The 17753-nt window shown below is 34.3% G+C and carries 16 protein-coding genes and 1 pseudogene; 13 read left to right on the forward strand and 4 right to left on the reverse strand.

Annotated features, from left to right (window positions below; all coding sequences use genetic code 11):
- Window positions 1-134: 134 nt before the first annotated feature.
- The 6 genes from bdhA (at window position 135) to BGI23_RS03510 (ending at window position 6413) form a co-directional block, all read left to right on the forward strand.
- On the forward strand, window positions 135-1187 hold the full coding sequence (gene bdhA, locus BGI23_RS03485; RefSeq protein WP_000645822.1) for a (R,R)-butanediol dehydrogenase: 1053 nt from the start codon (window positions 135-137) through the stop codon (window positions 1185-1187).
- Window positions 1188-1305: 118 nt separating this feature from the next.
- The gene (locus BGI23_RS03490) at window positions 1306-1650 is read left to right on the forward strand and encodes a potassium channel family protein (RefSeq protein ID WP_000948232.1); all 345 of its coding nucleotides are present in this window, start codon (window positions 1306-1308) and stop codon (window positions 1648-1650) included.
- 253 nt (window positions 1651-1903) lie between these two features.
- Window positions 1904-2755: a phospholipase CerA gene (gene cerA, locus BGI23_RS03495; RefSeq protein ID WP_000731014.1), complete on the forward strand. Its 852-nt coding sequence runs from the start codon at window positions 1904-1906 to the stop codon at window positions 2753-2755.
- 58 nt (window positions 2756-2813) lie between these two features.
- Window positions 2814-3830, forward strand: a complete 1017-nt coding sequence (sph, locus tag BGI23_RS03500) for a sphingomyelinase C (RefSeq protein ID WP_255369077.1) — start codon at window positions 2814-2816, stop codon at window positions 3828-3830.
- A gap of 109 nt (window positions 3831-3939) precedes the next feature.
- On the forward strand, window positions 3940-5112 hold the full coding sequence (locus BGI23_RS03505; RefSeq protein ID WP_070805235.1) for an amino acid deaminase/aldolase: 1173 nt from the start codon (window positions 3940-3942) through the stop codon (window positions 5110-5112).
- Window positions 5100-6413 (forward strand): D-arabinono-1,4-lactone oxidase, encoded by a 1314-nt coding sequence (locus BGI23_RS03510; protein WP_070805236.1) that lies wholly within the window; start codon window positions 5100-5102, stop codon window positions 6411-6413. The genes BGI23_RS03505 and BGI23_RS03510 overlap by 13 nt, the downstream gene beginning before the upstream one ends.
- Before the next feature lie 7 nt (window positions 6414-6420).
- Here BGI23_RS03510 and BGI23_RS03515 read toward each other — a convergent pair whose 3' ends face one another.
- Window positions 6421-7572: a VanZ family protein gene (locus tag BGI23_RS03515; protein ID WP_000127970.1), complete on the reverse strand. Its 1152-nt coding sequence runs from the start codon at window positions 7570-7572 to the stop codon at window positions 6421-6423.
- A 172-nt stretch (window positions 7573-7744) separates the two neighbouring features.
- Here BGI23_RS03515 and BGI23_RS03520 point away from each other — a divergent pair, with 172 nt between their 5' ends.
- Window positions 7745-7948, forward strand: a complete 204-nt coding sequence (locus tag BGI23_RS03520) for a hypothetical protein (RefSeq protein WP_001268330.1) — start codon at window positions 7745-7747, stop codon at window positions 7946-7948.
- A 58-nt stretch (window positions 7949-8006) separates the two neighbouring features.
- Here BGI23_RS03520 and BGI23_RS03525 read toward each other — a convergent pair whose 3' ends face one another.
- Together BGI23_RS03525 and BGI23_RS28905 are read right to left on the reverse strand one after the other, a co-directional pair.
- On the reverse strand, window positions 8007-8819 hold the full coding sequence (locus BGI23_RS03525) for an undecaprenyl-diphosphate phosphatase (protein WP_000434544.1): 813 nt from the start codon (window positions 8817-8819) through the stop codon (window positions 8007-8009).
- A 132-nt stretch (window positions 8820-8951) separates the two neighbouring features.
- Window positions 8952-9455, reverse strand: a pseudogene (locus BGI23_RS28905) (methyl-accepting chemotaxis protein); the annotation flags it as partial.
- A gap of 661 nt (window positions 9456-10116) precedes the next feature.
- Here BGI23_RS28905 and BGI23_RS03535 point away from each other — a divergent pair.
- From BGI23_RS03535 to BGI23_RS03550, 4 genes are all read left to right on the forward strand, one after another.
- Window positions 10117-11379, forward strand: coding sequence for a 3D domain-containing protein (locus tag BGI23_RS03535; protein ID WP_070805238.1), 1263 nt, complete (start codon window positions 10117-10119; stop codon window positions 11377-11379).
- 112 nt (window positions 11380-11491) lie between these two features.
- Window positions 11492-11707, forward strand: a complete 216-nt coding sequence (locus BGI23_RS03540; RefSeq protein WP_070805239.1) for a helix-turn-helix transcriptional regulator — start codon at window positions 11492-11494, stop codon at window positions 11705-11707.
- Window positions 11704-12177, forward strand: coding sequence for a DUF2178 domain-containing protein (locus tag BGI23_RS03545; protein ID WP_070805240.1), 474 nt, complete (start codon window positions 11704-11706; stop codon window positions 12175-12177). Before BGI23_RS03540 ends, BGI23_RS03545 begins: the two co-directional genes overlap by 4 nt.
- A gap of 116 nt (window positions 12178-12293) precedes the next feature.
- Window positions 12294-12926, forward strand: coding sequence for a class A sortase (locus BGI23_RS03550; protein WP_070805241.1), 633 nt, complete (start codon window positions 12294-12296; stop codon window positions 12924-12926).
- A gap of 29 nt (window positions 12927-12955) precedes the next feature.
- Here the strand turns inward: BGI23_RS03550 and BGI23_RS03555 are convergent, their stop codons facing one another.
- Window positions 12956-14341, reverse strand: a complete 1386-nt coding sequence (locus BGI23_RS03555; RefSeq protein WP_000443147.1) for a peptide MFS transporter — start codon at window positions 14339-14341, stop codon at window positions 12956-12958.
- A gap of 252 nt (window positions 14342-14593) precedes the next feature.
- Between BGI23_RS03555 and brnQ1 the strand changes: the two genes are divergently transcribed.
- Together brnQ1 and BGI23_RS03565 are read left to right on the forward strand one after the other, a co-directional pair.
- Complete coding sequence (gene brnQ1, locus BGI23_RS03560; protein ID WP_070805242.1) at window positions 14594-15895, forward strand: branched-chain amino acid transport system II carrier protein BrnQ1; 1302 nt, start codon at window positions 14594-14596, stop codon at window positions 15893-15895.
- Between the two features lie 134 nt (window positions 15896-16029).
- On the forward strand, window positions 16030-17751 hold the full coding sequence (locus BGI23_RS03565) for a DUF2339 domain-containing protein (protein ID WP_070805243.1): 1722 nt from the start codon (window positions 16030-16032) through the stop codon (window positions 17749-17751).
- Window positions 17752-17753 lie beyond the last annotated feature (2 nt).

Raw genomic sequence — 17753 nt, forward strand, 5'->3', positions numbered from 1 at the left:
GACAAAATATTGAACGTTATTTGTTAAAATTTAGTGGGAACGAGATTGTTTTTTTGAAATATATGGATAGAAGTATTATAATAGATTTGTAAACTTCACCAGGTTAATTATATACATAGAGAGGGATGTATAAAATGAAAGCATTACTTTGGCATAATCAACGTGATGTAAGAGTAGAAGAAGTACCAGAACCAACTGTAAAACCAGGAGCAGTTAAGATTAAAGTGAAATGGTGTGGTATCTGCGGGACAGACCTGCATGAATATTTAGCAGGACCTATTTTTATTCCAACAGAAGAGCATCCATTAACACATGTAAAAGCACCGGTTATTTTAGGTCATGAGTTTAGCGGTGAGGTAGTTGAAATCGGTGAAGGCGTTACATCTCATAAAGTGGGAGACCGCGTCGTTGTAGAACCAATTTATTCTTGTGGTAAATGTGAAGCTTGTAAACATGGACATTACAATGTTTGTGAACAACTTGTTTTCCACGGTCTTGGCGGAGAAGGCGGCGGTTTCTCTGAATATACAGTAGTACCAGAAGATATGGTTCACCATATTCCAGATGAAATGACGTATGAACAAGGTGCACTTGTAGAACCAGCAGCTGTAGCAGTTCATGCAGTACGTCAAAGTAAATTAAAAGAAGGGGAAGCTGTAGCAGTATTTGGTTGTGGTCCAATTGGACTTCTTGTTATCCAAGCAGCTAAAGCAGCAGGAGCAACTCCGGTTATTGCAGTTGAACTTTCTAAAGAGCGTCAAGAGTTAGCAAAATTAGCAGGTGCGGATTACGTATTAAATCCAGCTACTCAAGATGTATTAGCAGAAATTCGTAACTTAACAAATGGTTTAGGTGTAAATGTGAGCTTTGAAGTAACAGGTGTTGAAGTTGTACTTCGTCAAGCAATTGAAAGTACAAGTTTCGAAGGACAAACTGTAATTGTTAGTGTATGGGAAAAAGACGCAACAATTACTCCAAACAATCTTGTACTAAAAGAAAAAGAAGTGGTTGGTATTTTAGGATACCGTCATATCTTCCCAGCTGTTATTAAATTAATTAGCTCTGGTCAAATTCAAGCAGAGAAATTAATTACGAAAAAAATCACAGTAGATCAAGTTGTTGAAGAAGGATTTGAAGCACTTGTAAAAGATAAAACACAAGTGAAAATTCTTGTTTCACCTAAATAATATAGAATAGTAAAAAGTAGCTCTTTTCTAGAAATAGAAGAGGGCTACTTTTTTTCTGTACAGAAAGGTGATAGACTTTCCTGTAACTACAGGTATTTTGTTTGGAAGGGGAAGTCTCATGCTTTCATTTATGTTGACATTGAAACGAATGCTAAAAGCTTGTTTACGAGCGTGGAAAGATAAAGAATTTCAAGTATTATTCGTATTAACATTTTTAACATTAACATCTGGTACGATTTTTTATAGTACAGTTGAAGAATTACGTCCTCTTGACGCTTTGTATTTTAGCGTTGTGACGCTGACGACTGTCGGTGATGCGAATTTTAGCCCGCAAACTGATTTTGGGAAGATATTTACAATCTTATACATATTTATTGGGATTGGATTAGTATTTGGATTTATTCATAAGTTGGCAGTTAATGTACAACTGCCGAGTATATTATCGAATAGAAAAAAAGAGTAAAGCATGTGGGTGCTTTACTCTTTTTTTACATTAGTTTAGATAAGCCTTAATAATAGTTTATTAAAATGAAAGTGTATTCATTCATTATATTCACTGTGTATAAAGTTATAATGATATGAACATTTGCATATTTTGATTTAGTAATAGAAATTTCGTGAAAGGTGGGATATTCTAGTCATAGGTTAACCGGACGACATCATAGGATCCTAACAAAAAGTTTACAATAATTCGATTATAAAATGGAGGATTTCAGATGAAAAAGAAAGTACTTGCTTTAGCAGCAGCTATTACAGTAGTAGCTCCTTTACAAAGCGTTGCATTTGCTCATGAAAACGATGGGGGAAGTAAAATAAAAATAGTTCACCGCTGGTCTGCTGAAGATAAACATAAAGAAGGCGTAAATTCTCATTTATGGATTGTAAACCGTGCGATTGATATTATGTCTCGCAATACAACACTTGTAAAACAAGATCGAGTTGCACAATTAAATGAATGGCGTACGGAGTTAGAGAACGGTATTTATGCTGCTGACTATGAAAATCCTTATTATGATAATAGCACATTTGCTTCACATTTCTATGATCCAGACAACGGAAAAACATATATTCCATTTGCAAAGCAGGCAAAAGAAACTGGCGCTAAATATTTTAAATTAGCTGGTGAATCATATAAAAATAAAGATATGAAACAAGCATTCTTCTATTTAGGATTATCTCTTCATTATTTAGGAGATGTAAACCAACCGATGCATGCAGCAAACTTTACAAATCTTTCGTATCCACAAGGATTCCATTCTAAATATGAAAACTTTGTAGATACGATAAAAGATAATTATAAAGTGACGGATGGAAATGGATATTGGAACTGGAAAGGTACAAATCCAGAAGAGTGGATTCATGGAGCGGCAGTAGTAGCGAAACAAGATTACTCTGGAATTGTAAATGATAATACGAAAGATTGGTTCGTAAAAGCAGCTGTGTCACAAGAATATGCAGATAAATGGCGCGCTGAAGTTACGCCAATGACAGGTAAGCGATTAATGGATGCACAACGTGTTACTGCTGGATACATTCAGCTTTGGTTTGATACGTACGGAGATCGTTAAGTATTTAAAAAAGGTCAAATCTCACAATAGAGTATTTGACCTTTTTATTACTATACACATGGAGGGATGGAACGTGAAAGGTAAATTGCTAAAAGGTGTACTTAGCCTTGGGATTGGTTTAGGAGTTTTATATGGAGGATCTTCAGCTCAAGCAGATACGTCTACAGATCAAAACAACATTTTGAAAGTGATGACGCATAATGTGTACATGCTATCAACTAACTTATATCCGAATTGGGGACAAAGTGAGCGTGCTGATTTAATTGGGGCGGCAGATTATATGAAGAATCAAGACGTTGTTATATTAAATGAAGTGTTTGATAATAGTGCTTCAGATCGCCTTTTAGGAAATTTGAAGAAAGAATACCCAAATCAAACAGCTGTATTAGGTCGTAGTAACGGAAATGAATGGGATAAAACGTTAGGTAGTTATTCAGCTTCAACGCCTGAAGATGGAGGCGTTGCAATCGTGAGCAAATGGCCGATCGTTGAAAAGGTTCAATATGTATTTGCAAATGGATGCGGGCCGGATAATTTATCGAATAAAGGATTTGTATACACGAAGATTAAGAAAAATGATCGTTTCGTTCATGTAATTGGGACGCATTTGCAGGCAGAAGATAGTATGTGCGGAAAAACTTCACCTGCATCTGTACGTACAAACCAGTTAAAAGAAATTCAAGATTTTATTAAAAATAAAAATATACCAAATGACGAGTACGTCCTATTTGGTGGTGATATGAATGTGAATAAAATAAATGCTGAGAACAATAGTGACTCAGAATACGCATCAATGTTCAAAACATTGCACGCTTCTATTCCATCTTATACGGGACATACAGCAACTTGGGATGCGACGACAAACAGTATTGCAAAATATAATTTCCCTGATAGTCCTGCCGAGTATTTAGATTATATTATTGCAAGTAAAGACCATGCGAACCCGTCATTTGTAGAGAATAAAGTGTTACAACCGAAATCTCCACAGTGGACTGTTACATCATGGCTCAAAAAATATACGTATGATGATTATTCTGATCATTATCCAGTAGCAGCAACTATTTCTATGAAGTAGTTCTAAAAAAGTTTCTTCTTAAATAGGAAGAAACTTTTTTATTTTGTAGAGGAGATTCCAACTTTCTTTCCAATATGTATAAGACATATAGAGAAGAGGAGAGAAATATGTGGATCGAGGAATTTTTAAAGAAGTTCCATTACCGTGTGCATTTTTGGATGAAGTAGCTTTAGATAGAAATATTCAATTGATTATAGAATTAAGTGGCAATAAGAAGATTCGTATAGCGAGTAAATCGTTACGTTCTGTTCCGGTTATGCAAAAGATTTTAGCTGCAAATGAACGATTTCAAGGTATTATGTGTTTTTCACCTAGGGAAGCTTTATTTTTAATTGAACAAGGATTCAATGATTTATTGCTCGGATATCCTGCTTATGATGAAAGAGCGTTACATGAAATAAGTTTGCTAACAAAGCAAGGGCTCATTATAACTTGTATGGTGGATTGTGAAGATCATATTGTTTATTTAGAAAAAATTGCTGAGAAGTCTAAAGGATGTTTTCGTGTTTGTTTAGATATTGATATGAGCAGCCGTTTTTTTAAGTTTCATTTTGGTGTCAAAAGATCACCGGTAAAAGATGTGCAAGGTACTTTGAAAATAGTAGAAAGGGTGAAAGAATCATTATTTTTAATACTAGATGGTGTAATGGGATATGAAGCCCAAATTGCTGGGGTAGGAGATCGCATACCGAATCAACGAGTGAAAAGTAAAGTGATTTCACATTTAAAGAAGAAATCAGTGTTAGAAGTTAAAGAAAGAAGAGGACATATCGTAAAAGAAATACAAAATATGGGTATTGAACTAAGATTCGTAAATGGGGGAGGCACAGGAAGTATAAAAACAACTGAGCAAGATCATTCAGTTTCAGAGATTACAATAGGTTCGGCTTTTTATGCCCCGAAGCTGTTTGATTATTATAAAGAGGTGCAATTTCATCCAGCTGTCGGGTTTGCTTTACCAGTTGTGCGTAAACCAGCCCCAACAATTTACACTTGTCTAGGTGGTGGATATATTGCCTCAGGCGCAATTGGGAAAGATAAAGAACCTGAGATTTGGAGGCCGAATGGTGCGAAACTATTAGCTTTAGAAGGCGCTGGTGAAGTGCAAACACCGATTTTTTATAACGGTGAGGAACGAGTAGAGATAGGAGATTCTATCTTATTTCGTCATAGTAAAGCTGGCGAATTATGTGAGCGGTTTCCATTTTTATATCGTGTGAAAGAAGGAGAGATTGTTGGGGAGTATTCAACATATCGGGGGGATGGCCAATGCTTTCTATAAAGGGACAGAAATGGAGAAATTGGACAGGGAATGTAGAAGGAACACCGCATTATACGATGTATCCAGAAAGTATACAAGATGTAGTAGAAGTTATAGAGCTTGCGCGAAAGAAAGGGAAGAAAATTCGTGTTGTCGGTTCAGGACACTCGTTTACACCTCTTGTGCAAACGGAAGAAATTTTAGTTTCTTTAGATGAATTGAAGGGAATTGTGAATATTGATACGGAGAAGATGATTGCCGAAGTATGGGCAGGAACAAAGTTACATGACTTAGGGAAGTTACTTGCAGAAAAAGGTTATGCGCAAGAAAATTTAGGGGATATTGATTCACAATCAATTGCAGGAGCGATTAGTACGGGGACGCATGGAACGGGTATTACCTTTGGAAGTTTATCAACACAAGTTATAGAGATTACGGCAGTTTTATCTACAGGTGAGAGTATGGTTTGTTCGGAAACGGAGAATGTACAATATTGGAGAGCTTTTCAGTTGTCGCTTGGAATGTTAGGTATCATTGTAAAAATAAAACTGAAGGTTATTCCAGCCTATTCACTCGTTTATAAAAGTGAAAAACAGTCATTATCTACTGTAATGAACAAGCTAGAAGAATATAAGAAGAATCGCCACTTTGAATTTTTTGTTTTTCCTTATTCAGATGAAGTGCAGGTGAAAGTTACAAACGAAACAACGGGCAAAAAAAGTGATTTGAAATGGCATAAACTAAAAGTAGAGTTACTAGAAAATAAGATGTTTTCTTTGTTATCTAAAGGATGTAAATGGTTTCCTTCTATAAGTAAAGGAGTAAGTCGATTATCGGCTAAAGCTGTACCGAATACAAAAATAATTGGTCCGAGTTATGAAGTATTTGCTACATCGCGTGCGGTTCCATTTTATGAAATGGAGTATAGTGTTCCTGCAAAGTATATGCAGGCGGTTGTAGAAGAAATTTCAAACCTTATTGAAAAGAAAAAGTATAAAGTGCACTTCCCAATTGAATGCCGTTATGTGAAAAGGGATGACATATGGCTCAGTCCAGCGTATGGAAGAGATTCTGCGTATATAGCGGTTCATATGTATAAAGGTATGAAGTATGCTGCTTATTTTGGTGAGGTGGAGAAAATTTTTCTAAAGTATGAGGGACGCCCGCATTGGGGGAAAATGCATACGTTAATGTACGAAAAATTACAAAATATATATCCAGAATTGCATTCGTTTCTAAAGGTGAGGAAATTATTAGATGAAGCAGAAATGTTTTCAAATCCTTACACAGAAAAGTTATTTACGATTATGAAAAAAAGCTGACAAAGTATTACTTGTCAGCTTTTTTTAGTACGATCGCATTTCTTGTTTGACTAATTCGCTCGTAAAATAGTAACTTATCACGACTAAATACATGTAATAAAACATGAATAATAAATAGACCGTTAATTACGAGTTGGAATAATAATATAACTACTAATACTAAAGGCTCTTTAAGATTTAAGATAGAGCTACTAGAAAGAATATAATTGATTCCACCTAAAACGAAATAGAATATACCATAACGGATGAATAGTTCCTTCAACGTAATACGATCTGATTGTCCTTTCACGTAAATACGAAGCAATGCTTTACCGATTGTCTTTCCATTCGTAAAGTATGGAATGATAATAAAGTAAATAAAGATCGAACACGTTATGAAAATGAGTTCGTATATGTTCGTGTAAGATTGAATATTAGAAACAAAGAAAGAATTTCCTTTGTTTTTAATGACAGGTACAACGATGGATAAGAAAATCCAATCAATTTGCATCGCGATAAAGCGACGAACGAATCCGACTGGTTTCGTTTCCAAATCAATATGACTATCTAATTCGCTTGCTTTCGGAAGGAAGTACGTAAAAATTGGTGCAATGATAAAGCCGATTACGCCGCCTAATGTATTTAAAAACAGATCATCTATATCAAATAAGCGGTACGCACAATTGTATATACCGTATAGTCCAGTCACTTGTGTTAGCTCGAAAAAGAGTGAAAGACAAAAAGAAATACAAATTGTTTGTAAGAAACTACGTCGGAAATAATACCGTAAGTAAATACCGAATGGAACGGTTAATAGAACGTTAAATGCTACTTGTAAAAACGCAGATTCTTTTAATAGGTAGAAATAAGTAGCTGGTTTCGTTAAAATTGCCGAAGTATGATTACTAATTTCTTGTATGAAATAAAATGGTGATAGTTGCATGTGTTGTGTATTAGCCGGTTGTAGGCTACAAGTATCATATGTTTGTGGTAACGGCAAAATCACAAGAAAATAGGCATTTAATAAGTAAAGTAATAATGAGTACAAAATAAATGAACGCCATTTATTTAAATAACCGTACTTTCGGTAGTTAAATATTAAAAAAGGTATTAAGAGGAACATTGCTAAAATAGGAAATAAAATAAATGCTGTTTTTATTGGAAATATATATGCAGTCAAAATGAAGCTCCTTTCAATGAAAATTCGTTTATCATTATAACGTTAAAAGAAGCGTAAAACAAAATTAAAATATTTCGAAATAGAAAAAATTACAAATTTCAACGGAATTAAGTTATACTAAATTTAATATAATGATATTATGATTATTATAAGTTGAGAGAGGGTACAAAATATGCGATATGAGCTTTTTTCTGTAAGTGGGGATCATATTACAACTTTTGAAAGTGCATGGCGTTTTCAAGAGGGAGAACAGATTTTTGTTCATGATGATCAAATAAAACGAAATTTTATTATTATCCGCCTAACGCATGATGTATTTCAACAAAATAAACATGTTATTCGTTTGTATTGTCAAGAAAAGAAAGTATATGCATAAAAAAACGAGTCGTTCTAGTGTAATAGAATGACTCGCTTTTTGATTTGTAAGTTTCACCTTATAAGAAAATAAGAGTAAGTACACCTACGATAATGCAATAGAAAGAGAAATATTTTAAATTTCCTTTTGCCATAATGTTCATAAACCATTTTAACGAAATATACGTCATAATAAATGTTGCGATAAATGCAACGACATATGGTACGAATAATGTGTCTAGATTTGGATCTTTTGCAATGTCTGTAATACTTAGTAATAAACCACCTAAGCTAACAGGGATATATAGTAAGAATGAGAAACGAAGAGCCGTTTCTTGCTTCATACCAAGTAACATCGCTGCTACGATTGTTGCACCTGATCGGCTTATTCCAGGAATTAGTGCGCAAGCTTGTGCTAATCCGACGATAATTGCGTCTTTCATAGAAAGATCGCCATCATTTTTACGTCCACGCAAGTTTCTAATAATCCAAAGTCCGACAGCGGTAATAAGAAGGGAAATCCCAACCATTTTCACACCTTTTAAGTACTGATCGATGTAATCTTTAAATAAAACACCAATAACACCTGCTGGAATGGTCGCAATAACAAGGTAAATAATAAAGAAGAAATCTGATTTTGCATCTTCTGCTCTTGTAAATATATAAGATAGACCATTCTTTGTTAGACGAATTAAATCATTTCTATAAATAAGTAATACAGCTAATAATGAAGCTGAATTAACAAGTAGTTCAAAGCTAAACCCTTCGATTTTTAGTCCTAGCAAATGCTGTGCTAAAACGAGGTGACCACTTGAAGAAATCGGAATCGGTTCTGTTAGTCCTTGGAACAGACCAAGAATTAAATATTTTAAAATGTAGTGAAATTGTTCCATAATAACCTCCTTGTTTAATAGTCGAAAGAAACAACTTGTCCATTATAACAAAGATACGGATGAATATTGAGAAGAAATAAATATTCGAAATATAATAAAAATCCCTTATAGCAGTATAAGGGATTTTTATTATTAATGAGAAACTACTGTTTCTTCAAGACTTTTCGTTAATTGAACATCGACTTTCTCAGCATCATGAATGTGATTCATAATAGTAGTATTTAACTTTTGGAACATTTGTTGTGTATTAGCGAATTCTCGTAATATATCATCATTACAAGTTTTTTGGTTTTCAATAGCTTTAATAACATTAGTAGCACCGTTTTGTAACGTTTGAATCATAATTAAAATATTTTCGATTCTAGCGTTTGTATCGGCACTCATTTCTACACCTTCATCGACTAAATGCAAATTATCTTTTGTATTATCGTATGCTTTTTCAATTTCTTCTTGAATTTTTTTCGTTAAGTTGCCGATGTTTTTTGTACTTTCAGCGGTACTTTCTGCTAGTTTTCTTACTTCATTGGCAACGACAGCGAACCCTTTACCGTGTTCTCCAGCACGAGCAGCTTCAATGCTTGCATTTAAAGCAAGTAAATTTGTTTGTGCTGCAATGTTTTGGATGACTTCTACAATTTGCTCAATTTCTTTTGAGCGTTCACTTAAATGATTCATACTATTAGACGTGCGCTGGGATTGTTCACCTAATTTATTAATTACAATAAGTAAACGATGAACAGATTCTTTTCCTTCGTTAGAACAATCAATAATTTCTTCAATAGATTGAATTAAGCTTTGTTCTTTTTGTAACATTTCGTTATTCAATTCATTGGAATGTGTAGTGCGTGTTGAAACATTTTCGAAACATGAGCTTAATTGTTGAACTAAATTTTGAAGTGTATTGTGCTGGTTATTTACAAGTTTATGTTCTTGAACAACGCTTTGTACACGATCGTGGATAGAAGAAATAGTCTCTTGTTTTTCGATATCCTTTTGTTTTAATTCTGCTTCTAGTTCTTGTATACGATTTTCTAATTGATCAATTTTATGTTGGAGTGATTTCTTTTGAGTAAACATATATTTATTTCAACCGCCTTTAGAAGTTATATTTTCTCTATATTTGGATTTTAGCATCTTTTATAATTTTTAAATATAGGAATTGTTAAATATTTAAGAATCTATTACATTTTATGCATAATTCCCTTTTTTTCGTCATGAAAAATAAACTGTATTTAATGGTATTGTAAACAAACTGTAAAATAAATCATGTATAACTGTATAAGAAGGGAGTCGGATTATGAACTATTTTAAGCGAATCAGTAGTCTAGTATTAGCAGGAATTATAGGTCTTTCTAGTACAGTCGCTGTTAAAGCAGAGTCAAACGACGAGAAACTTAACAACATGCAACAGCAATTGCAGCAAAACGATGCAGAAATGCAAAAGAAAGAGCAAGAGAAGCAAGCTGTTAGTAAAGAAATTCAAGGTATCGAAAACGAACTACATAATTTAAATAATACAATTGCAAAAAATAAAGAGGATCAAGCTGCTATTCAACGTAAAATTGATGAAACACATAAGCAGATTGAACAAAAAAAGGAAGAAATTGTCGTTTTAGAGGATAAAGTCCTTGCTCGTAAAGATATTATGAGAAAACGTATGGTTTCTGTTCAAAACAGTTCAAATACAAGTTTAGTAGTAGAAGTTGTAGTAGAGTCAAAAAACTTTGCAGATTTCTTACAACGTATGAACGCAGTTTCTACTATTTTAGAAGCTGATAAAGAAATTTTACGTCTACAGGAACAAGATCTTCGTCAAATTGAAGCAGACAAGAAAACAATTGACGAAAAAGAAGCATCTTTAGTAGTAGACAAACAAAAATTAGCAAAAGCACAAGCTGATTTGCAAGATAACTTGAAAAAGCGTCAAGCTAACTTACAAACAGTTCAAGCTAAATATAATCAGGTTGCAAGCCAACTTAATTTAGCAGCAGAAGAAAAAGCTAAAATCGAATCAAACATGAAAGCAGTACAAGAAACAATTGCTCGTGAGCAAGAAGCAGCAAGAATTGCAGCGGAAGAGCGTGCGAAAGCAGAAGCAGCTGCAAAAGCTGAGCAAGAAGCTTTAGCGAAAGCGCAAGCGGAAATTGCTGAAAAGCAAAAGCAGGAAAAAGCTAGTAAACCAGCGGAACCTGTTGCTGTAGCGAAAAATACAGAAACAGAGTCTAAGCCTGATACGAAACCAGCTCAAGGTGGAAAAGAATTTTACGTAACAGCAACGGCTTATACAGCTGATCCATCTGAAAATGGCTATAAACCGGGTGAAACTGTAAAATCTAAGTTAGGACATAATTTAACTGCAAATCCAAACATGAAATTAATTGCTGTAGATCCATCTGTTATCCCATTAGGTTCTACTGTATATGTAGAAGGATATGGAACTGCAATTGCTGGAGATACTGGTAGTGCAATAAAAGGGCATATCATTGATTTATTAATGCCAAATTCAGCTCAAGCTAATGAATGGGGTAGAAGAACAGTTAAAGTTAAAATTTTAAATTAATATGTAATCCAACTTTACAATACGTAAAGTTGGATTTTTTTGTGAAAATAATGTTAAGTTGAGTTTACATTTTGTTAAGGTTAGCATACAATGTAAATGAGAGGTGGTAAATTTGACCATTTTAAATAGAGTGAAGGAATTAAGAGCGCGGTTTAATTTTTCGCAAAGTGTATTAGCAGAAAAGGTTGGAGTGACGAGACAAACAATCGCGGCAATTGAAAAAGGGGATTATGTTCCTTCTTTGTTATTAGCACTTACGATTTGCGATGTATTCGAGCTCAAGATGGAAGATGTGTTTGTTTTAAATAAGGAGGGGGGAAGAGGATGAATAGACTTGTATTTTCCTATATGTTGAATGTACTCTTAATGGTATTAGCAGGTTGGGCATTTATTGAGTTGTATTATTTTACTATCGAAGTTGCGAATTTTATTCAAACGAAGAGGGTACCATTTGAAGTTTCGGTGAGTTTAATGCCAATAGGATTGCTTTTAATATTTGGTATTGTATCGACTGTTCTTTATAAAATTCAAAAGAAAAAATATAAAGAGCTATCATATTGGATGTTTCCACTATTATTTCCTCAAGAAGACGAGCGGGAAAAGACAATTACAGAAAAGGCTTGTCGTACTACATTTATGTCACTATGGTACGTGTTGCCTTGTGCGGTTGGTTTTTTAACGCTTTCTCCAATTGCTAATCTATATGTTCCTGCATATCCAATATATATTGCATTTAGTATTTTCTTTATTCAAATGACAATTTTCCACGTATCTTTATATCGAAATAAAATCGTTTAAAAAGAAACCTTCTTGCACCGGCAAGAAGGTTTCTTTTCAGCTTATACTTGTACATATAGCAATATTATCTTATCATTTTAAATAGAGTAAGATTTTGTAACGGAAAGGAATTGTATATGAATAAGCAAAGAATTTATAGTATAGTAGCAATCCTCCTATTTGTTGTAGGTGGTGTATTAATCGGCAAGCCATTTTATGATGGATATCAAGCTGAAAAGAAACAAACTGAAAATGTACAGGCTGTCCAAAAGATGGATTATGAAAAACATGAGACGGAATTTGTAGATGCTTCGAAAATTAATCAACCAGACTTGGCAGAAGTAGCGAACGCATCTTTAGATAAGAAACAAGTAATTGGTCGTATTTCGATTCCAAGTGTTTCATTAGAACTTCCTGTTTTAAAGTCTTCTACTGAGAAAAATCTATTATCAGGTGCAGCAACAGTAAAAGAAAATCAAGTAATGGGAAAAGGTAATTACGCATTAGCAGGACATAACATGTCTAAAAAAGGTGTTTTATTTAGTGATATAGCGTCTCTAAAAAAAGGCGATAAAATTTATTTGTATGATAATGAAAATGAATATGAATATGTGGTTACTGGTGTATCTGAAGTAACTCCTGATAAATGGGAAGTTGTTGAGGATCACGGGAAAGATGAAATAACACTAATTACATGTGTATCTGTGAAAGATAATTCTAAACGTTATGTTGTTGCTGGTGATTTAGTAGGAATGAAGGCGAAGAAATAAAAAAGATGAGGGGAAATCCCTCATCTTTTTTAATCCATCCATTTTACTAACTTCTTAGAAATTAATAATAAAACACAACCTAAAACGATTGCTACAGCGCCAATTACTGTAAATACTTCAGCATATCCAAGTGAAGTTGTGAAGCTTGCAAGTTGTCCGCCTAAAATGTTAGCGATACCTGAGCTTGCCAACCATACTCCCATTAATAAAGAAGCAAGTTTTACTGGGGCAAGTGCACTAACCATTGATAGTCCAACAGGTGATAAGAATAGCTCACCTAACGTATGGAAAAGATACGTAAAGACGATAAATAGTAAGTTTGCTTTTTCTGTAATGTTATGTTCATCACTACCTGTTTTTAATGTAGCGATAACGAGAATGATATAACCGATACCGAGCAAGATCATACCAAGTCCCATTTTAGTTGGGATTTTTAAATCTCCACGCTTGCGAGTTGCAAGTTTTGCCCATAATGCTGAAATGACTGGAGCGAGTAAAATAATAAATAATGGATTGACCGATTGGAACCAAGATGTTGGAACTTCCCATCCGAACACAGAACGGTCTACAAATTTGTTTGTATATAATGTTAATGAGCTACCAGCTTGTTCGAAGCCAGCCCAGAAGAAGACAACGAAGCATGTTAAAATGACGATAACTGCAGTACGTTGTTTTTCCTTTTTTGTTAACGGTGTATCTCCAACTGATGGTTGTCCATCTGTTGTTTGTAAATCGCGAGTTGGTTTTTTACCGATATCACCAAGGAAGCGATTTGATAATGTTGTAAATAAAATTTGTCCAATGATCATTCCGATTGAAGCGGCTAAGAAACCGTAACGGAATCCGTAATGTACAACGCCATCAACCGTTGTTTTGAATAAATTTTCTGATAAAAATCCGCAAACGAGTGGAGCTAAAAATGATCCGACGTTAATACCCATATAGAAAATGGTAAATGCACTATCACGTTTTGGATCGTTCTCTTCGTATAATTCCCCAACCAGTGTAGAGATGTTCGGTTTGAAGAATCCATTACCGATAATAATAAGCGCTAATCCGAGGTATAGGCCGACTTGGTTTTGCAAGGCAAATAGTGTAAGGTTACCGATTGCCATTGTTATACCACCAATTGTGATCGCTTTTCGTCTACCTAGAAAACGGTCTGTTAAGTATCCACCAATCATTGGTGTGAAATAACAGGCTCCAGTATAAAATCCGTAAATGGAGAGTGCCCATGCAGGACTAAACCCAAGACCACCGCTTACTAAAGCTGTCGTTAAATATAATGTTAATAATCCTCGTAATCCATAGTAACTAAATCTTTCCCACATTTCTGTAAAGAAGAGTAAGTATAAACCTGGAGGATGTTTCTTTTTTCTTTGTTGTTCTCTTTCTAGTTGTATCGCTGATTCCATGTTATTTTCCTCCTGACACAAACAAAAACAAAGTTAATAATTTTTTATATTTAATATTTTACTTTATTAACTATTATAAGTCAATAAAGGTTGATTTTTCAGAAGAAATTGGAAAAGGGATATAGCTATAGAATGAGTGTTTCTTTTATGTTAGACTATGGACTATGTTTTCTTTGTAAGGAAGCGGTTTATTGCACTTTTTTATATGTGAAATTGATTTCATAAAAGATGAAATTAAAGAAGGAGAAAGAAATGAAATTGTTACAGAAAAAAGAAATTTTACTTATTAGTCTTATGTTATTCTCGATGTTCTTTGGAGCGGGGAATCTTATATTTCCACCTTTCCTTGGGTATGAAGCAGGAGAACATGTGTGGATTTCATTAGTAGGGTTTATTATATCAGCAACAGGTCTTCCGATATTGGGAGTTATTGCGATTGCAAAAGCAGGAAGTTTTCAAACGCTAGCGGGTAGAGTTCATTCTTCATTCGCCATTATTTTTCCGTGTATCGTGTATGTATTTATTGGACCAGGCCTTGGTATTCCGCGTGCAGGAAGTCTAGCTTTTGAAATGGGACCGGGTCAGCTATTTCCGGAAGCGGGTAGCGTAGTCTTATTATGTTACACAGTTATTTTCTTTAGTATTGTGTACTGGTTAAGTTTATCACCGTCTAAATTAATGGGGTTGTTCGGAAAAGTTTTAACACCGTTATTATTAGGTATGATTGCTCTTATCTTTATAAAAAGCATGTTTACATCAGTAGGTAGTGTGAAAGAGGCTGCTGGAAATTATGGACAAGCTCCTATGTTCCAAGGGTTTTTAGATGGGTATTTAACGATGGATGCATTAGCAGCTTTAATTTTCGGGATTGTTATTGCCAATGCTCTTCGTGCAAAAGGTATTGAAGATGATAAAGGGTTAGCGAAATATATGAGTATTGCTGGAATTGGAGCGGGACTATTATTATCTATTATTTACGTCATACTTGGATATGTCGGTTCAATGAGTGGCTCATTGGGGAAATTTGATAATGGTGCACAAGTGTTAGCGCAAGTGATGACTACATTATTTGGACAAGGCGGGGTCGTTTTATTAGGTCTTATTTTTACGATCGCGTGTTTATGTGTTTCAATCGGACTTGTTACATCTTGTAGTCAATTTTTCGCAAGTGCATTTCCAAAAGTAGCGTATAAAGTGTGGGCATTTATCTTAAGTTTTGTTAGTATGATTTTAGCTAATTTAGGATTAACACAAATTTTAAAAGTATCAGTACCGATTCTTGGATTTATTTATCCAGTTGCATTAACGCTTATTATTTTAGGGCTGCTCCATAAGTATATTGAGAAGTATGCATACGTATATACAGTAACTGTTGGAATTGTAGCGGTGTTTAGTGCAGTTGATATTTTCAATAAAAATGTAATGTTGAATCAATGGACATCAGTATTAAAGTACATTCCGTTTTATATGGAAGGTGTTGGGTGGATTGTTCCAGCTATTATAGGTGCTTGTATTGGTGTTATCGTGAGTAGTGTTCTAAATAAGAAGAAATGAGTAAAAGGTGTTTTCCTATTTCGGAAAACACCTTTCTTTTTTTGGAAAAATAGTATTGAAAATGAATAGACTAAGAGTATGATAAAGGTAATTGGTAATATATAGGTTTTGAACGGATGATGAGGGGGGAGCACATGAAGGAGGATTTGAACAAGAAAATAGAAGCACTCGAAACAGCAATTGAAACGATTCAAGAAGCACTTTTGGAATTGAAAGCAAAACAAAGAGAAATAGAAGTAGAAAATGCTCAGCAACATGTTAGGACGGAAAAGAAAGAATATATTGAAACAGTGACGGAGGAAAAACAAAAAGAAGAAGTAGTTACAATAAAAGAGCCTGTGCAAGAACGTGAGGTAAAACAAGTGGATATATCTGCGTTTAAACGAGAACCATTTAATATTATTAAGTTTTGCCAAACGTGGTTACCGCGCATATTTGTCGGTATTATGTTGCTTGGAGTAATTTGGTTATTTAAAGCAGGGGTAGATGCGGGATTATTAACACCAGTAATACGAATTGTGTTTGGTATTGTCCTATCAATCGGTTTTTATTATATAGGGGATATTCAAATTAAACGTGAGCGGCAAGCGTTAGGGTTAGTATTAGCAGGAGGAAGTATTACGGGTATAGTTTTAACGACATTTGCGGCACATTATTTATATGGATTTATTCCAGCGAGTGTCGCGTTTGTATGTAATATCGCATGGGTCATTTTAGGTATTTATATAGCGAAGAGGTATCAATCGGAATATCTTACTATCTTTGTAGCGGTAGGAGCTTTCTTCGTGCCGTTCTTATTAAATAGTACGACTCCAAATCCGTATATTTTCTTTGGATATGAGACGATATTAACACTTAGCTTATTATGGTATGCGTTGAAAAATCGTTATCAGTATTTATATATGATTTCTTATGCTGTTGCTGCTATTGTTCTTTTTGTCTTCTTTGCTGTTATGTCAATGTTAGTAGAGGATTTGCAAGTCCAGTTAACAGTAGTTTATGGTTTAATTCACTTACTATTATTTTGGCATATGTTTACGGAGAGAAGTTTTATAGTAGAGCCACGCTTGGCGATATTTAGTGCGAATGCAGTCTTCTTTATATTAGCCATTTCAAAAATACATGAATTTACAACATGGGGATTAATGATAAGTGCACTCGTGCATGCTATTATGTTCGTGTTTGAATATAGGAAGAATAGACATTCTACATTTACCAATCTTTTATTTGGTTTCGCAATGGGGGCCTTTAGTTTAGCGATTTTATATGAGTATAGTTTAGTGAATGCAGCGATTGTACTATTATTACAAGGCTTCCTCGGTATGGTGACTTCTATTAAAGTAAAACAACAGATAAAATTGTATGTTAGTGCGACGGTTTACGCAATTGGAATGATACAGACTATTTTTAGCCCGTTTGATCAATTTATTTCGGCAGGCTTTGTTGCTCATCTTATTTTAATTGGCACGCTCTATTATTGCATGAGACAAGCGAAAGATGTATTAGCGAGCTTTGGCAAGTATGTGTATTCTATAGCACTCTATTGGTTTATGGTGATTGTATTTATTACAATTACTAGAATCGGTGAAGTTTTGTCCACAGATGGAAGCATAATAAGTGTATCTGTATCGTTATTATGGATGGTGTATGCATTATTTGCAGTTTGGCTTGGCCGGAATAAAAATATGAATGAAATATTATATGCCGGCTTAGTCGTGTTAGTCGTAACGATAGGAAAGCTATTCCTTCTAGACTTACCAGAAGTTTCAATGATGATTAGGGCAGTGTTATTCTTAATCGTAGGAAGTATAGGCATCGTTATTTCAAGAATGTTTTTCTCAAAAGAAGAGAAATGAGA

Source organism: Bacillus sp. ABP14 (assembly GCF_001831375.1).
GTDB lineage: Bacteria > Bacillota > Bacilli > Bacillales > Bacillaceae_G > Bacillus_A > Bacillus_A paranthracis.